The organism is Thalassovita mediterranea (genome assembly GCF_001458435.1).
Classification (GTDB): Bacteria; Pseudomonadota; Alphaproteobacteria; order Rhodobacterales; family Rhodobacteraceae; genus Thalassobius; species Thalassobius mediterraneus.
The window spans coordinates 25,821-42,271 of record NZ_CYSF01000018.1 but is presented as its reverse complement, the minus strand read 5'-3'; the positions used below and the strand labels follow the sequence as shown (position 1 = coordinate 42,271).

Sequence of the window (16,451 nt, the reverse complement as noted above, 5' to 3'; positions counted from 1 at the left end):
CAACACAAACCCGCAGACTTACCCACTCAGTGACAAACGCTGCGCCAAATCACGCTGACGTTCCAACACCCGTGGCAAATCCAGCGTCACCATCTGATAATCGCGCACCACCTGCCGCCCCTCGACCAACAGGTGTCGAACCTTCTGCGGGCCGGCCAAAAGCAGTGCCGCCGGATCCCAGCTGCCCGCGCTTTCAATGCCGCGCACGTCCCAAATAGCGATATCAGCGCGTTTACCAACGGCCAACTGACCACAATCAGATCGGCCCAGCACCTCTGCCCCGCCGCGCGTCGCAATCTCCAACGCTTCGCGGGCGCTCATGGCGTCTGCACCGCGCGCAACACGCTGCAAAAGCATCGTTTGACGCGCCTCGGCCATCAGGTTTCCGCTGTCGTTGCTGGCGGACCCATCGACGCCCAGCCCCACCTTGACGCCCGCATCCCGCATAGGGCGCACCGGCGCGATGCCGGATCCCAGACGACAGTTCGAACACGGGCAATGCGCCACCCCCGTGCCCGACCGCGCAAACAGATCAATTTCCTGCCCATCCAGTTTGACACAATGCGCATGCCAGACATCAGGACCGGTCCAGCCCAGATCCTCGGCATATTGTCCGGGGCGACAGCCGAATTTTTCCAGCGAATAGGCAATATCTTCGTCATTTTCGGCCAGATGGGTGTGCATCATCACGCCCTTGTCCCGCGCCAGAATGGCCGCATCGCGCATCAATTCGCGACTGACGGAGAATGGCGAACAGGGCGCGACACCCACCCGACACATGGAACCGTCGCTGGCATCATGATGGGCGTCAATAACGCGGATACAGTCGTTCAGAATATCCTCTTCCCGCTCCACCAGCGCATCTGGCGGCAGACCGCCGTCGCTTTCACCAATGCTCATCGCGCCACGCGTGGGATGAAACCGCAGCCCCACCTCGGCCGCGGCGGCGATGGTATCATCCAGCCGCCCGCCGTTGGGGTAAAGGTACAGGTGATCCGAACTCAGCGAACACCCCGACAGCGCCATTTCCGCCAGCCCGACCTGAGCGGAGACATAAAACTCCTCCGGCCCAAAGCGCGACCAGATCGGATAGAGCGTCTGCAACCATCCAAAAAGCAAGGCGTCCTGCCCGCCCGGCACCGCGCGGGTGAGGCTTTGGTAGAGGTGATGATGCGTGTTGACGAGGCCTGGGGTGACAACACACCCCGTCCCCTCGATCACCTCACCACGGGTAGGCAGGGTATGCCCGATCTCTTTGATCTGGCCGTCTGCCACGTAAATATCCGCGCCCGCCAATTCACGGCGATGATCATCCATGGTGAGGATGTGATCGACATTGCGCAGGGTAAATTCAGTCATCTTTGTAAGACTCCACACACGATTTGGCCCCCTTCGGTATCCGTGTGTGGCCCGCGCGACAGAAAGGGGCAAAGGACTCGCGCAGGTCAGACGATTTTGCGGGTCCGGCGGCAAAAATCAAGTGGGTGATGCAAGCCTAACCCAGCATCGAAAAAGCCATTAAGAATCAAACGAGTGTTCGCTTGCTTCCTTTGCAGAGAGGTAGAATTCGCAGTATTCCACCCCCAGCGGTTCACAATCGGGCATTTGCAAAAGATCCTCACCCCAGACGACATTGCCTTCGACGATAACAGGACCGTTTTGCGTCCAAGCGATATCCCAGCCGACGGAATAAATATCCGTTGCGCAATCATGGGCCGTCAGGGCCAGCGTGCGCACTTCATCCCAGAACGGCAGTGTCGCGCCAGTAATACGGGCACCGGTATCGGGATGGCTGTCATGGGTGCGTCTGCCTGCAAATTTCTCTCCGGCATTGGACAGGCGACCGTCATTCATGATCCGCGCCCCCAAACCGCCAGCGCCGAAATTATCAACGGTCATCGCGCCCACCGGCATACGCAGGCTACCACGCAACAGCTGTGCGGACTGATCTGGAAATTTGGTGGTCACAACCCGCATCGTACACAACGCGCCCGAGCTGTACGGTGCCATTTCGACCGCGTTGCGCAGCAAAGACTGAACGATCAATGTGTCGGATCTGGCAGCTGTTGCTGAAAGATGGCGGAGGTGATCGCGCAATGATGCCTCATCCAACGGTCCCTGCCCAGCATCCCACATGTCCTGCGCGGCATCATAGATCCAGATCAAACCGCCGCTACCACCCCACCAGCCATCAAACTTGGAAAACAGATCCTGACGTGGCAGCGTTTCGACGGACTGTTCTATTGTGCCCGCAGTGATCCGCATCAAGATTTCGATATGCGGCAGGCCATGCCGCTGGCAGAGTTCGGCAAAGGCAACTTTGCTGTCGATTTCCCGCACATCTCGGTCACGGTAAAGCCATGGCGTCAGTTTGATAATCTCAACATGCTGGATGAACTCTGTCACCCGCCGCCTGTTTTTCGGCCGCCAGAGTTTAAAGCGCAGGGTCGATTCAACATTGATATTGTGGCGCACCATCATCGCCCAAAACAAGATACCCAATCGCCACCGCGACAATGGCAGATCATGTTTTTTCCGGTCGATAATGATGGCCGACTGCACCGCAATCACCAGCGCAGCTAACGGCCAAAGCACTGTCAGAAACGCCACCTTTAGCCCGCGCCCACGCTTACCTGCACGTCTGAGGTTCAGGGCATGGCGATGCACTTGCGACACAGCATCGTCGCCACAAGCAAAGGAAAACAGCGGCAATGTCACAGGACAGCGATACTCAAAGTGTTCTGCCTTTAGTGTTTCTATGAAACCGGCCATGACGTCCCCTTTGTTTGTATCTTTTCCCGCTGTTGTCCCCCCGGTTGGATCGGGTGTGTGTCTTAGTCTTTGGCTACCTCACGCAGGTGGGCCAGTGCGGCAGCGTGTAATTCAGTTGTTGCTGCGGCAACAACGCGGCCACCATTGTGGGCCGGGCCACCCTGCCAATCGGTGACGATGCCGCCTGCGGCCTCGATCACAGCAATAGGCGCTTGAATATCATAGGGTTGCAGCCCTGCCTCGATCACCAGATCAATCTGACCAGCCGCCAACAGTGCGTAAGCGTAGCAATCCATACCGTAGCGGGTCAGTTTCACCTGACGCATCACCGCTTCAAAACCTGCGCGTTCCGCCTCTGTACCGACCTCTGGGAAGGTGGTGAACAACACCGCATCGCTCAGATCGGTGATCCCGCGCACAGCCAGCGGGCGCGCGCCAAGCGGCCCCTGCATTTGCGCCTGATCAGTGCTGCCCCAGAACCTTTCCCCGATATAGGGCTGGTCGATCATGCCGAATTTTGGGCCTGTCTCATCGGACAGCGCGATCAACACGCCCCATGTCGGGGTGCCCGACATAAACCCACGGGTGCCATCAATCGGATCAAGAACCCAATGCAGGCCGCTGGTGCCTTCGGAGGTGCCGAACTCTTCCCCGAGGATGCCATCATCAGGGCGCCGTTGCGCCAACACGTCGCGCATTGCCAGTTCGGCAGCGCGGTCAGCGGCGGTAACGGGGTCGAACCCTTCGTTCAGCTTGTTTTCTGTCGCCAGTTCCGAACCACGGAAATATGGCAAGATGGCCGCGCGTGCGGCGTCAGCCATCAAGTGCGCTGTGGCAAGGATATCAGGATCGTTAAATTGCATAAGAGCCCCCGGTTCACGTTGTCTGAGCGATACTATGAACAACCCAACACGACAAGCATGCACCCACCAAACCACTATAAAAACAAGAGTTAGCGCAGACCCAGCCCCGGCGCGCCGTCCTGATGGGAACGATCAACAGATCAGGCCGAATCTGCCAAGGCGCGCGTCAGATCAAAGAGGCGGCGGCGCTGAAGTTCGGGGATCCCGTAATAGGCGCGCACCAAATCCAGTGCTTCCTTGTCAGCGATCATATCGGCGGCGCCCAATTGATCTGCCCGTTCAACCGCCCCCTCTTCTTCGAGTCCCTCAAAGAAGAAACTGACCCCCACATTCAGCGCATTGGCGATGTTCCAAAGGCGAGACGCACTCACACGGTTTGTGCCGGTTTCATATTTTTGGATCTGTTGGAACTTGATACCAACTTTGCTGGCCAACTGCTGCTGCGTCATACCAACCATCCAGCGACGGTGCCGGATGCGCTTGCCCACATGCTCATCAACTGGGTGCGCCATTTTCGTCTCCTAACGTCATCGTCGCGCCAACAAAAGCACCGCCGGTCCCTGCTCACTAGAAAACGGCGTTTGGCAATTTTATGGCGAATTACAATTTCTGTGGGGTCATTCGTTCTGAGGCAGATTTTAGCGTCCGACCTAGGTTTCGCCAACAGGTGCAGGTTGAATAAGTAAAACAGATAGTGCCATAAGGCCAATTAATAGCATCCCTGAGATTGAACCGAACAGGCCCAATCCCCCACAGGTTTAGTCACTGCCCTATCCGTGCGCAACGACACGCTCAAAGCGACAATTCGCGACAAATCTGCCAGAATCACTAATGCGTGAAGCAACTCTTCTTAGGCGGGTAGACCCAACGCCAGTTTTGACAGCTTTGCCGCGGCGCGGCATAACCCACACAGGAGACACAGCAGGAGGGGGCAAGCGATGAAGGCGCTTCAAGTACAGGGATTTGATCAGGCACCAGAACTGGTGGACGTGGCGATGCCACAGCCCACCGCGGGCGAGGCACTGATCCGCATTCACGCCTGCAGTCTGAACTTTGCCGACCTCTTGATGACCAAAGGCAAATACCAGGATACACCGCCCCTGCCCTTTACGCTGGGTCTGGAGATGGCGGGCGAAGTTATCTCCCTCGGTCCTGACACCGACGGGCCTGCGCCTGGGACGCGGGTGGCAATCTATGCAGGACAGGGTGGCTTGGCGGAATACGGTTGTTTTCCGGCCGATCGCATGGTGCCGCTGCCGGACGCCATGTCCTACGAAGACGCAGCCGCATTCCAGATCGCCTATGGCACCAGCCATGTGGTGCTGGATCATCGCGCCCGCATGCAACCCGGTGAGACACTGCTGGTGCTGGGCGCCGCAGGCGGTGTTGGCCTGACAGCGGTCGAGATCGGCAAACTGATGGGCGCCACGGTGATTGCCTGCGCCCGCGGTCAAGACAAGCTGGAGATTGCCCGCGCGGCAGGCGCTGATCACCTGATCGACGCAAAAACCGCCGATATCCGCGCCGAAGTAAAGGCCTTGGGCGGTGCCGATGTGGTCTATGACCCCGTGGGTGGCGAACAATGGGAAGCAGCGTTCCGCGCCTGCAAGCCTGAGGCCCGCCTGATCCCGATCGGTTTCGCCAGCGGGGATGTGCCGCAAATTCCGGCCAATCATGTGATGGTGAAAAACCTGACGATCCTTGGCCTTTACTACGGCGCCTACCGCAACTTTGCCCCCAAGGTGCTGACTGACAGCATGACACAGCTGTTCAAATGGTACGAAGAGGGCGCGCTGAAACCCCATGTCAGCCACGTCCTGCCACTAGAACGTGCGGATGAGGCGCTGGAGCTGCTGCGCAGCCGCAAATCCACAGGAAAGGTCGTGGTGACGCCCTAATCCCCCGCCCTACCCCAATAGCAGCGATACCCCCGGCAATGCACCGGGGCATCTGCACATGGATAGTGGGATCAGGCGCCGGTGCGTTACATCATCGTAAAGGCCTGCCGCAGTTGATCACACAATGCTTCGACCGCTTCGCCCTTACCTTTGTCAGCGGCGTAAAGATTGATTTTCTGCTGGGTCAGTTCTGGCAAGCTGCCGCTGTGGTCGATCACCTCCAGATGGTCGGGTTTGGTGCCCTCCAACATTGCAGCAACAGCCAGATCCGCGCTCACCGTCGCTTCGATCGTGCGATCACTTTCGGTTTCTACAGCCATTTCCCAGGCCAGCCCTCTCGCCTCTAGCGATTTGATGGCGCCACTGCGGAAAATGCAGTGCCGTCCAAACGCCAACCGAAGGGGGCGTTGTTTCCAGGCGCTACCATCCGGCGCACCGACCCATTGCAAAGGTTTGGTGCTGAGGGTTTCACCATCAGGATCAATGCCGATCTCGGTCGTCAAAATCACGTCCACCTCCCCCCGGCGGTACTGATCTTTCAGTTCGCGGGTGTAGCTGGTCAACAGCTGCACTTTCATCCGTGGGAAGCTAGCATTGAACATTTGCAGTACTTTGGGCACCGCCGGATACACAATGTCATGAGGCACACCCAGCGTAATTTCACCCTCGAGGGACTGATCTGTCAGGCGCGACATCACCTCATCATTCAAGCTCACCATCCGGCGCGCGTAGCTAAGCAGCTGCTCTCCGGATGCCGTCAGGCTAACAGCACGACTGCTGCGATCAATCAGCGACAGGTTCAACAGTTCTTCCAACCGCTTCAGCTGCATGGAGACAGCGGATTGCGTCAGATTGAGAAAACCCGCCGCGCGGGTGACACCGCCCAATTCCGCGACAGCCACAAACGAACGCAGTGTGGTCACATCGAGATTTCGCATTCATCACATTCCTTGATGCTATCTTTGCCAAACATTCATTTTTCATATGAACCACAATGCGCCATATACATCAACAGAAATGATGCAACGAGTCGCATCAATCACAATTTGAAAAGAAACCGAAAGTGAGACAGCCATGACCACGATGACCACCCGGCGCGCTGCTGCGCTGCACTCTTCCCGTTCTTCCTCGCTGCTGGGCCGCCTGTTGGCGATGCAGTCGCTTTACCGTCAGCGCCGCGCGCTCAACCGTCTTGATTCGGCCGCTCTGAAGGATTTGGGCCTGAGCCGCGCCGAAGCCCAAACCGAGGCAACGCGCCCGATTTGGGACGCGCCGAACCACTGGACCAGCTGAGGTTCGCCCAGCTTTGATAAAATGCGGCCGATTTGCCCCGCCTTTTTGCGGTGCATACCCGCAAAGGAGGCGCAAAAATGCGCCTCCGCTTCCCTGCTCTGCCTTGAAAAAGGCGCATCCGTCACCGATATTTGAGACAACTCCCCGAAACATCGGGAGCTTGGTCCAATTTATCGGAGGCTATAATGGCTCAATTCGACACCATCCGAAGCGCAGCGGGTGCCCGTGCCGCACAGATTGACGAGGGTCTGCGCGCCCACATGAACAAAGTATACGGCACCATGTCTGTTGGCATGCTGATCACCTTCCTCGCCGCATGGGCGCTGGCAGGTTTGGCCGTGACCACCGACCCGTCTGCCGCTGTCGCGCAGCTGAGCGCGGGTAAATATCTGACCCAGCTGGGCTATGCGCTCTACGCCTCGCCGCTGAAATGGGTTGTGATGTTTGCGCCGCTGGCGTTTGTCTTCGGCTTCTCCGCCGCGATCAACCGCATGTCGGCCGCCACCGCGCAGACCGTGTTCTACCTGTTTGCCGCCGTTATGGGCGTGTCGATCAGCTCGATCTTTCTGGTGTTCACCGGTCAGTCGATCATTCAGGTGTTCCTGGTGACCTCGATCGCCTTTGCTGGCCTGTCGCTCTACGGCTACACCACCAAGAAGGACATCTCCGGCTGGGGTTCGTTCCTGATCATGGGTGTGATCGGTCTGGTTGTTGCGTCGATCGTGAACATCTTCCTCGGCTCCGGCATCCTGAGCCTGGCCATTTCGGCGATCGGCGTGCTGATCTTTGCTGGTCTGACCGCCTATGACACCCAGAACATCAAAACCACCTACCTGGCCCACGCCCACCACGGCGACCAGGAATGGCTGGGCAAAGCCGCCATCATGGGCGCGCTGAGCCTGTATCTGGACTTCATCAACATGTTCATGATGCTGCTGAACCTGCTGGGCGAGCGCGAGTAAGCGCCCCCACATATCAAACGCCAAAGGCCGGTCATTGCGACCGGCCTTTTCTTTTGGGGATGCCGAAGCCAGAATTTGGCGCCATTTTCGCCACCCCAAAGCAAGCAACCACACAAAAGAAAACGCCGTGCAGGATATCTCCTACACGGCGCTAACTTGTCCAAGAGGGCTGATCTTACTTGATCTTGCCTTCTTTGTATTCGACGTGCTTACGCACAACCGGGTCGTACTTACGTACAACCATTTTTTCGGTCATGGTGCGGGCATTTTTCTTGGTCACATAGAAGTGGCCCGTGCCAGCGGTCGAGTTCAGACGGATTTTGATCGTCGTCGGCTTCGCCATTGTTAAATCTCCAGTCGCTTTCGATACGGGTCAGTCGGGCCGCCCGCGGAATCCTTGAAGCCTGCCTTTTAAGGGATCACCCCCCCGAGTCAACAGCAATATGACAGGTTTCTGTGCACAAACGGAAAAGGCAGGAATTTCCTTCACGAAAACCGGACATAAACACGCGCGGAGGGCCTATAAGCCGGATTCTGTCATAGATGGAGATCCATCCGAGATGACCATTCATCTAGGCGCGCTGTTACCGACGCACCTCTAGCTGCCAACCCGGGCTTCTGGGTCAAGGCAGACCCTGCGGACACGCCGCGTGAAGCCCCTATTCGGCATTGCTCCGGGTGGGGCTTGCCGTGCCGGTTCTGTTGCCAGACCCGCGGTGGGCTCTTACCCCACCGTTTCACCCTTACCCCGACGGGGATCCCATCGGCGAACCAACGGGCCACGAGGCGGTCTGTTTTCTGTGGCGCTTTCCCTGGGGTTGCCCCCGCCGGGCGTTACCCGGCACCCTTGCCTTGTGGAGTCCGGACTTTCCTCTCGTGACCGGTTACCCTGCCACCAGCGGCCATCCGGCCCTCCGCGCGAGGGTCGGTCTAAGGGCAAAGCGGATCGGGGTCAATTGCGCAAACCTCAACCGAGGACGCGCAGATCCTCTGCACATAGCGGGCCTAGCGCGCCGCGGCGATAGCGCAGGCGCACCGCCTCCAGCAAGGCGTCATCGCTGACATCCTCAGGATAGCCACACACCGTCGCCAAAGCACGCAACCGTGCAGGATCTGGCGTCAGATCCTGCCCTGCCTCACCGCGCAGGCGTGCCATGCCCTGCTGTTCCAGACGTGGCCAGTCAAAACGCGCGCCCGGGTCAATCTTGCGCCCAGGGGCCATGTCGGAATGGCCAATGATATTCTGGGCCGGAATGCCCCAACGGGCCATCAGATCGGCCAACAGCGCCTCTAGCGAGGCCATCAACAGTTCAGAAAAGGGCTCTGCCCCACTGTTGGACAGTTCAATCCCAATGGAGCGGGAGTTTACATCCCCCAAACCGCCCCACGCCCCTGCCCCGGCGTGCCAGGCGCGTTTTTCCTCGTCGACCATTTGCCAGATCTGACCGCAGCGGCCGATCAGGTAATGGGCCGACACCTCAAATGCAGGGTCAGACAGGCGCGCCAGTGCGGCCTGTGCAGTCGGCATGGCTGTATAGTGCAAAACGATCAGCTCAGGACGGGCACCATCGCGCCGCTCGCCAAAATTTGGCGACGGATGCTGGATAATGTTCATATCAGCCACGGGCATAGCGTGTTGGCCGCCCTTACCCACCGTTCACGTTGCGGAAGGGGGCCGGGTTCCAGCCACAGGCGTAGCCGTCGCCATCGGGATCAATTCCCAAACGGTCGCGCGCGGGGCCACCCTTGGCCAGAAACGCCGCCTGTGCCTGATCGGGGGACGCATACTTGGCGCAGTTCCGTTCAGCGCGTTTTTGCGATCCGGCAAAACGCTTGTGCATCTGCGCGCCTACCGGATGGCTGGTTTGCAGCGCATAGGCCACGATGTTCGGCCCTTCGCTACCGTTGCGCGATGGCAGTGCGGTGGGGGTGACCACCTGATACTGGGCGCGGTTCTGTTCGATGCGCTGTTTGTCACCTTCGATGCTGCGCAGGGACGAGACGTTGTCAAAATCGTTCTCGTCCGAAATGCCGGAAGCGGTCAGCGCCACCTCGGGTGCTGGGTTCGATGGGCTGGCATCCAATGGCGCCTCACCGGAATTCAACGCGGCCGCAGCGTCGGCAGCGAGCTGTTCAGCAGCATTGCCCGCACCACCGGTTGTCGTGGGGGCACTTGGCAGGGTTTCCGAGGAGACCGCACTGGCAGGCGGCAACGCCTGACCGTTCAGCGCCGCGTCCCGTTCCGCCTGTGCGCGCTGGTATTCATTGTAGTCACCAAACCCGACACCCGCCGCCGAATCCGGCACAGCAGGCGCGCAGGCGCTCAACGCAACGAGAGCCAAACTACCAAAAACAAACCGCATCATTCACCTGCCTGTGCTGCCACTTTATCTTACAGATCTTAAGGGATCATAAATCCCCACAAAGAAAAAGGCCCGAGCATCGCCCGGGCCCTTTCGAAGCATGTATTTACCACCACTGGCCGGGTTTGGCTACAAACCCTGCCGCGCCTTCCAGCGCGTAGGCGGTATTCAGCAGATCGCCCTCTTCCCATGGGCGCCCAATCAGCTGCAGACCCAGCGGCAGCCCCTGCGAATCGACGCCAGTCGGGACCGAGATGCCGGGCAGACCAGCAAGGTTCACGGTCACGGTGAAGACGTCGTTCAGATACATCTGTACGGGATCCGCATCGGTCATTTCACCCAGACCAAAGGCCGCCGACGGGGTCGCCGGAGTCAGGATCGCATCGACGCCTGCTGCAAACACATCGTCGAAGTCCTTCTTGATCAGCGCGCGCACGCGGCGGGCGCGGTTGTAGTAGGCGTCATAGAAACCTGCGGACAGCACATAGGTGCCAACCATCACACGACGCTGCACCTCATGGCCGAACCCTTCGGCGCGGGACTTCTCATACATCTCGGTGATGCCGTCGCCTGCCTCCAGCGTGGCGCGGTGGCCGAAACGCACACCGTCATAGCGTGCCAGGTTCGACGACGCCTCTGCCGGTGCAATCACGTAATAAGCAGGCAGCGCGTATTTGGTGTGCGGAAGGGAAATATCCACGATTTCAGCGCCTGCGTCTTTCAGCATCGCCTGACCGTTTTCCCACAGCTTCTCAATCTCGGCAGGCATACCGTCCATGCGGTATTCCTTGGGGATGCCGATTTTCTTGCCCTTGATGTCGCCGGTCAGCATCGCTTCAAAGTTCGGCACCGCCAGATCGGCGCTGGTCGAATCCTTTTCGTCATGACCACACATCGCTTCCAGCATGATCGCCGCATCGCGGACCGACTTGGTCATCGGACCAGCCTGATCCAGCGAGGATGCAAAGGCGACAACGCCCCAGCGCGAACAACGACCATAGGTCGGCTTGATGCCAACAGTGCCAGTGAAAGCTGCGGGCTGACGGATGGAACCGCCGGTGTCGGTGCCAGTCGCCGCCAGACACAGATCAGCCGCAACCGCAGCGGCCGACCCACCGGAGGAGCCACCGGGGGTCAGGTCCGCGTCAGACCCTTCGCGACGCCACGGGTTCACCGCATTGCCGTAAACGGACGTCTCGTTCGACGACCCCATCGCAAACTCGTCCATGTTCAATTTGCCCAGCATGACCGAGCCCGCGTCGAACAGTTTCGAGGTGATGGTGGATTCGTATTCCGGTTTGAACCCTTCCAGGATGGCGGATGCCGCCTGGCTGGGCACGCCTTTGGTGCAGAACAGATCCTTGATGCCCACGGGCAGACCACACATGGCAGGCGCATCACCGGCAGCAATACGAGCATCTGCGGCCTTGGCCTGTTCCAGCGCGATTTCCGGCGTTTTATGCACGAACGCGTTCAGCGCGCCAGCCTTGTCGATTGCCTCAATGCAGCTCTGGGTCAGTTCAACCGAGGTCACATCCCCCGCACGCAGTTTGTCACGGGCATCGGCCAGCGTCAGTTTGTTCAGTTCAGACATTATTCAACCACCTTCGGAACCGCAAAGAAGCCCTCGCGCGCATCTGGCGCGTTTTTCAGAACTTTGTCCTGTTGACCACCATCGGTCACCTCATCCACGCGGCGCTTCAGACGCATCGGCGTAACCGAGGTCATCGGCTCCACGCCTTCGACGTCCACTTCGTTGAGCTGCTCAATGAAGCCCAGAATGGTGTTAAACTCATTGGCCAGCGCCGGCAGCGCCTCATCTTCCACCTTGATACGGGCCAGCTTGGCCACTTTGGCGGCGGTCTTCGTGTCGATCGACATCTCAAGAGATCTCCGTTTTCGCGTTGCTACGGCTTTAACGCCCTGCCTGCCCCGCTGCAAGCATGTGGGCGCGATAAACAAGGATCATATGCATCAGCATCGCCGCGTTGAGGATATGCCACATAAAATGCGTGCCCATCGGCCAGATCCCGCACATGGGTTCATCCAGCACCCGCGCCAGAATCGAGGCGCACAGGATGCTGGCCCCAATCGCCAGCCCCCGCGCCACCTGCGGCAGACGGCGGCGCAGCAAAAAGGCGTGGATAAAGATCAACAAAGGGATCGGCGCATAAGCGGCGGAGGAGCCGAGGCCGGGCACCATCTGAAACAGCGGCAGTGTCAGCGCAACATAGGGCACAAACAACCCGAGGAATAGCGCGGTTTTGGGCCACGAATGCTGCCAGTAAACGCGATGCGACAGGGCGATATAGACCAGCACATAAATCAGAATCGGCACCACATCGGCAATCGCTGCCCATGTCTGCGCAAAGGAATGAAACAGCGAAGACCCCACGCCAATGACAAACAAGATCACCGCCAGAACCTGCCCCCAGATCATCCCACGCACCTGCGGCCAAACGTAAAGCGCCGCCAATATAAAGGCGGCATTGGTGACAAAATTCACCGGCTCTGCCCAAAAACTGGCATCCAGCCGTTCGCAGTAGCTGTCGATGTGTTCAAACATTGCAATCCCTCAACGTCGCGCGCTCAACCAAGACCCTAGCCTTTAATCCTCTGCGTGCTACCCTTCGCCACAAAACAACCACATAAATAACCGACAGGAGATACGCACATGAAACTCACCTGGCTTGGCCATGCCAGCTTCCGCTTGGAAATCGGCGATCAGATCCTGCTGATTGATCCGTGGCTCACCGGCAACCCGATGTTCCCAGAGGATCAGAAAGACGCCGCCACCGACGGCGCGACCGCGATCCTGCTGACCCACGGGCACGGCGATCATTCCGCAGATACTGTCGCACTGGCCAAGGCACTGTCGATCCCTGTGGTGGGCATCTATGATCTGATGTCGTTCTGGGAGGCAAGCGAAGGCCTTTCCACCATCGGCTTCAACAAAGGCGGCACGGTGCAGATCGGTGATGTGGCCGTGACGATGGTAAACGCGGTGCATTCCTCCTCGCTTGGCTCTGACAACGGGCCGATATATGCGGGGGCTGAGGCGGGATATATGATCGCAGGCGAAGGTCACACGATCTATGTGTCAGGCGACACCGATGTGATGGCGGATATGAAGATCTTCAACGATCTGCACCAGCCCGATATCGGCATTCTGGCTGCGGGCGGTCATTTCACCATGGATATGAAACGCGCGGCTTATGCAGCGAAAACCTTCTTTGATTTCAAGACGGTGATCCCCTGCCACTACCGCACCTTCCCGATCCTAGAACAATCCGCCGAAGCACTGGCAGCGGCCCTACCGGATGTAAACGTGATTGAACCAGAGGTGATGCAGCCGATCGAGCTGTAATCTGCGAGGGCAGGCTTTCTAAGCTCAGAAAGCCTGCCTTTAACGGCGTGCGGCGAAGAAATCCTTCAGCAACGCCTCGGCAGGGGCCGCGCTTAGACCGTCATAAACCTCTGGCACATGGTGGCACTGGCTGTGGCTGAAAATACGCGGGCCTTGCGCCACGCCGCCGCTCTTGGGATCCGACGCCCCATAATACAGCCGCGCAATCCGTGCGGCGGATATCACCGTGGCGCACATTGGGCACGGCTCTAGCGTGACATACAGATCATACCCCGGCAGACGTTCACTGCCCAGCGCTTCGCAGGCGGCGCGGATGACCAGCACCTCTGCATGCGCGGTGGGATCAAACAATTCGCGCGTGCGGTTTCCGGCACGCGCCACCACCTCACCCGCAGGCGACACCAGAACGGCGCCCACCGGCACCTCGCCTCGGGCGCTCGCGGCCTCTGCTTCGGCCAGTGCCTGATCCATATACGTGCGAAAAACCATGCCCTTGGTGTGCCCGCAGATCAGCGCTTTCGCAATGGGCAAATTTGGGTTAGGTCTGACGCCTCTTTCTTGCTCCTTGCTACAAAGGCCGCCCCATGTCCGACAAAGCCCCTGAAACCACCCCCGCCGGCGACCGCATTGCCAAGGTGATTGCACGGGCTGGCGTTGCCTCGCGCCGTGAGGCGGAGAAGCTGATTGAAACCGGACAGGTCAGCGTGAACGGCAAGGTGATCAATTCCCCCGCGCTGAACGTCACCGGCAAAGATCGGATCGTGGTCAAAGGCCGCGCGCTGCAGGCACCGGAACCGGCGCGGATGTGGCTCTATCACAAACCCACGGGTCTGGTGACCAGCCACAAGGATGAACAGGACCGCGACACCATCTTTGACAACCTGCCCGAAGATATGCCGCGGGTGATGAGCGTTGGTCGCCTCGACCTCAATTCCGAAGGGTTGCTGCTGCTGACCAATGACGGCGGCATCAAGCGGCAGTTGGAACTGCCCTCCACCGGTTGGCTGCGCAAATATCGCGTGCGGGTGAAGGGTTCGGTGGACGACGCCAAACTGGCCCCACTGCGCAAGGGCGTTACTGTGGATGGTGAGAAGTTCCAGCCGATGGAGGTCACGTTTGACCGCCAGCAAGGCGCCAACGCATGGGTCACCGTCGGCCTGCGCGAAGGCAAGAACCGCGAAATTCGCCGCGCGATGGAAAGCATCGGGTTGAGCGTGAACCGCCTGATCCGTGTCTCTTATGGCCCCTTCCAGCTAGGCACCCTGAAACAAGGCGAGGTTGAGGAAATCCGCCGCAAGGTGATCCGCGATCAGTTGGGGCTAAGTGCCGAGGATTTCGGCGATACCGACGCCGCCCCCGGTCAAAAGGTACGCCGCCCGCTGCGCAAACCGAAATCCAAAGGCAGCTTTGGCGGCCCCGGTCAGCCCGGTCGCCCACGCGAAGAGGATCAGAAAGCGCCGCGTGGCGCAGGTGGCAAGGGCCGCGATGCCCGCGCCAAGGGCTATGGCAAGTCGCGCGATGAGGATCGCGGCGAAGAACGCCGTGGCGGTAAGTTTGGCGGCAAACCTACGGGCAAGCCTTCTGGGAAATCTTTCGGTAAAACTGGCGGCAAATCCACCACAGGTCCACGCGGTGATCGCACTTCCCGTGATGACGCCCCGCGTGGCCGCAAGGGCGCGATGGATCCCGGTCAATCGCTGCGTCGCGGCAAGACTGGTGGCAAACCCGCGGGCCGTTCTGGTGCCCCGCAGGGTGGCAAACCCCGTCGCTGATTGCGGTTGGGCGGCGCAAACCCGCACACCACAACGGTTTTGCGCCGATCTGGCAAATCTTCCCCCTAGCGAAATGGGGGCAGACACCTTAGGTTTTATCCCAACGGCAAGTCCGCCTTGCGTTTTGATAAGAGCCTTTGAATGTCTGCAACCGGATTACAAAAACTGGCCTATGCGCTGCTGATCCTTCTGATGTGTTACACCATCTGGGGGGGCGCATAATGGCACAGAAATTTGGTGGCAAATACAGCCCTGACGACGACCGCACGCCGCCCCCTGCCCCACCCGCAGGGTCACAGGAATTTCGCGGCGCGGTGCGCAGTCGGATCGGGCTACGCTCTAACCTATTGTTCTTGCTACCATTGCCGCTGATCCTAAAGGCGTTTCGCGCCGAACCTGTGGTGATGGCGCAATATCTCGCTGCGCTGGGTGTGTTGATCCTTGCCGCATGGCTGACCCGCGAAGGTCTGCGCGCCGAAGAAGCCTATGAGGCCCGCAAAATCGCCCGCCGCCCTGCCATGCCGCGCAAGATTATCGGCGCGATCAGCCTTGGCCTTGGCCTTGGTCTGGTGGGCATTGCCGGTTTCGGCCCTGTTGATGCGGGGATTTTCGCCGTTCTGGGTGCAGTACTGCACCTGATGGCCTTTGGGCTTGATCCGCTGAAGGATAAGGGGATGGAGGGCATCGACACCTTCCAAACCGATCGTGTCGCCCGCGCGGTAGAAGAGGCAGAGGCCTATCTGGCACAAATGCGCGACGCGATGGCCCGCGCCGGTGACCGTCAGGCCAGCCGCCAGTTGCAGTCCTTTGAAAAGACCGCCCGCGATCTGTTCCGCAAGGTTGAGGAAGATCCCCGTGATCTGAGCGCCGCGCGCAAATACCTCAGCGTTTATCTGATGGGTGCGCGCGACGCGACGGTGCGCTTTGCCGATATCTACAGCCGCAGCGGCGACGCACAGGCGCGTGACGATTACATGGCCCTGCTCAACGATCTTGAGCAGAACTTCGCCGCCCGTACTGAAAAATTCTTGCTGGAAGATCGCAGCGACCTCACCATTGAAATTGAGGTTCTGCGCGACCGGCTGAAACGCGAAGGCCTCACTGTTGAGTGAGCGTTAACACCCCATTCTGCGGCCCCGCCGCCTGCCTATTTTTCCCAGT

Annotated in this window: 18 protein-coding genes and 1 other RNA gene; 6 read left to right on the top strand and 13 right to left on the bottom strand. The window is 59.2% G+C overall.

What is annotated here, in order from left to right:
• Window positions 1-18: 18 nt before the first annotated feature.
• The 4 genes from TM5383_RS15260 to TM5383_RS15245 all read right to left on the bottom strand — a co-directional run bounded on the left by TM5383_RS15260 (window position 19) and on the right by TM5383_RS15245 (window position 4,147).
• Complete coding sequence (locus TM5383_RS15260) at window positions 19-1,359, bottom strand: 8-oxoguanine deaminase (protein WP_058319909.1); 1,341 nt, start codon at window positions 1,357-1,359, stop codon at window positions 19-21.
• 159 nt (window positions 1,360-1,518) lie between these two features.
• A complete protein-coding gene (locus TM5383_RS15255; RefSeq protein ID WP_058319908.1) occupies window positions 1,519-2,772 on the bottom strand; it encodes a sugar-transfer associated ATP-grasp domain-containing protein in 1,254 nt (417 codons plus the stop codon).
• Window positions 2,773-2,834: 62 nt separating this feature from the next.
• Complete coding sequence (hisN, locus tag TM5383_RS15250) at window positions 2,835-3,635, bottom strand: histidinol-phosphatase (protein WP_058319907.1); 801 nt, start codon at window positions 3,633-3,635, stop codon at window positions 2,835-2,837.
• A gap of 140 nt (window positions 3,636-3,775) precedes the next feature.
• On the bottom strand, window positions 3,776-4,147 hold the full coding sequence (locus TM5383_RS15245; protein ID WP_058319906.1) for a helix-turn-helix domain-containing protein: 372 nt from the start codon (window positions 4,145-4,147) through the stop codon (window positions 3,776-3,778).
• A gap of 426 nt (window positions 4,148-4,573) precedes the next feature.
• Between TM5383_RS15245 and TM5383_RS15240 the strand changes: the two genes are divergently transcribed.
• On the top strand, window positions 4,574-5,533 hold the full coding sequence (locus TM5383_RS15240) for an NADPH:quinone oxidoreductase family protein (protein ID WP_058319905.1): 960 nt from the start codon (window positions 4,574-4,576) through the stop codon (window positions 5,531-5,533).
• An 86-nt stretch (window positions 5,534-5,619) separates the two neighbouring features.
• On the opposite strand, the gene TM5383_RS15235 is transcribed toward TM5383_RS15240, so the two are convergent.
• Window positions 5,620-6,471 (bottom strand): LysR family transcriptional regulator, encoded by an 852-nt coding sequence (locus tag TM5383_RS15235; RefSeq protein WP_058319904.1) that lies wholly within the window; start codon window positions 6,469-6,471, stop codon window positions 5,620-5,622.
• 136 nt (window positions 6,472-6,607) lie between these two features.
• Between TM5383_RS15235 and TM5383_RS15230 the strand changes: the two genes are divergently transcribed.
• Both TM5383_RS15230 and TM5383_RS15225 read left to right on the top strand, forming a co-directional pair.
• The gene (locus TM5383_RS15230) at window positions 6,608-6,826 is read left to right on the top strand and encodes a DUF1127 domain-containing protein (RefSeq protein ID WP_076400182.1); all 219 of its coding nucleotides are present in this window, start codon (window positions 6,608-6,610) and stop codon (window positions 6,824-6,826) included.
• A 185-nt stretch (window positions 6,827-7,011) separates the two neighbouring features.
• Window positions 7,012-7,788, top strand: a complete 777-nt coding sequence (locus TM5383_RS15225) for a Bax inhibitor-1/YccA family protein (protein ID WP_058319903.1) — start codon at window positions 7,012-7,014, stop codon at window positions 7,786-7,788.
• Window positions 7,789-7,963: 175 nt separating this feature from the next.
• On the opposite strand, the gene rpmG is transcribed toward TM5383_RS15225, so the two are convergent.
• The 7 genes from rpmG to TM5383_RS15195 all read right to left on the bottom strand — a co-directional run bounded on the left by rpmG (window position 7,964) and on the right by TM5383_RS15195 (window position 12,717).
• Window positions 7,964-8,131, bottom strand: a complete 168-nt coding sequence (gene rpmG, locus TM5383_RS15220; protein WP_007814563.1) for a 50S ribosomal protein L33 — start codon at window positions 8,129-8,131, stop codon at window positions 7,964-7,966.
• A 164-nt stretch (window positions 8,132-8,295) separates the two neighbouring features.
• Window positions 8,296-8,706, bottom strand: an RNA gene (gene rnpB / locus TM5383_RS15925) — RNase P RNA component class A.
• A gap of 49 nt (window positions 8,707-8,755) precedes the next feature.
• On the bottom strand, window positions 8,756-9,403 hold the full coding sequence (locus tag TM5383_RS15215) for an N-acetylmuramoyl-L-alanine amidase (RefSeq protein WP_231725182.1): 648 nt from the start codon (window positions 9,401-9,403) through the stop codon (window positions 8,756-8,758).
• Between the two features lie 31 nt (window positions 9,404-9,434).
• Entirely contained in the window at window positions 9,435-10,154 is a 720-nt protein-coding gene (locus TM5383_RS15210) for a hypothetical protein (RefSeq protein ID WP_306345462.1), read from the bottom strand.
• 103 nt (window positions 10,155-10,257) lie between these two features.
• The gene (gene gatA, locus TM5383_RS15205) at window positions 10,258-11,745 is read right to left on the bottom strand and encodes an Asp-tRNA(Asn)/Glu-tRNA(Gln) amidotransferase subunit GatA (protein WP_058319901.1); all 1,488 of its coding nucleotides are present in this window, start codon (window positions 11,743-11,745) and stop codon (window positions 10,258-10,260) included.
• Window positions 11,745-12,032, bottom strand: a complete 288-nt coding sequence (gene gatC / locus TM5383_RS15200; RefSeq protein WP_058319900.1) for an Asp-tRNA(Asn)/Glu-tRNA(Gln) amidotransferase subunit GatC — start codon at window positions 12,030-12,032, stop codon at window positions 11,745-11,747. The genes gatA and gatC overlap by 1 nt, the downstream gene beginning before the upstream one ends.
• A 34-nt stretch (window positions 12,033-12,066) precedes the next feature.
• On the bottom strand, window positions 12,067-12,717 hold the full coding sequence (locus TM5383_RS15195; protein ID WP_058319899.1) for a ceramidase domain-containing protein: 651 nt from the start codon (window positions 12,715-12,717) through the stop codon (window positions 12,067-12,069).
• Window positions 12,718-12,825: 108 nt separating this feature from the next.
• On the opposite strand from TM5383_RS15195, the gene TM5383_RS15190 reads away from it, so the two are divergent.
• Entirely contained in the window at window positions 12,826-13,518 is a 693-nt protein-coding gene (locus TM5383_RS15190) for a metal-dependent hydrolase (RefSeq protein WP_058319898.1), read from the top strand.
• Window positions 13,519-13,557: 39 nt separating this feature from the next.
• Here TM5383_RS15190 and TM5383_RS15185 read toward each other — a convergent pair whose 3' ends face one another.
• Window positions 13,558-14,007, bottom strand: a complete 450-nt coding sequence (locus tag TM5383_RS15185; RefSeq protein WP_058320025.1) for a nucleoside deaminase — start codon at window positions 14,005-14,007, stop codon at window positions 13,558-13,560.
• 95 nt (window positions 14,008-14,102) lie between these two features.
• Between TM5383_RS15185 and TM5383_RS16635 the strand changes: the two genes are divergently transcribed.
• Window positions 14,103-15,290, top strand: coding sequence for a pseudouridine synthase (locus tag TM5383_RS16635; RefSeq protein WP_082645507.1), 1,188 nt, complete (start codon window positions 14,103-14,105; stop codon window positions 15,288-15,290).
• A 221-nt stretch (window positions 15,291-15,511) separates the two neighbouring features.
• A complete protein-coding gene (locus tag TM5383_RS15175) occupies window positions 15,512-16,402 on the top strand; it encodes a 5-bromo-4-chloroindolyl phosphate hydrolysis family protein (protein WP_058319897.1) in 891 nt (296 codons plus the stop codon).
• Window positions 16,403-16,451: the final 49 nt, after the last annotated feature.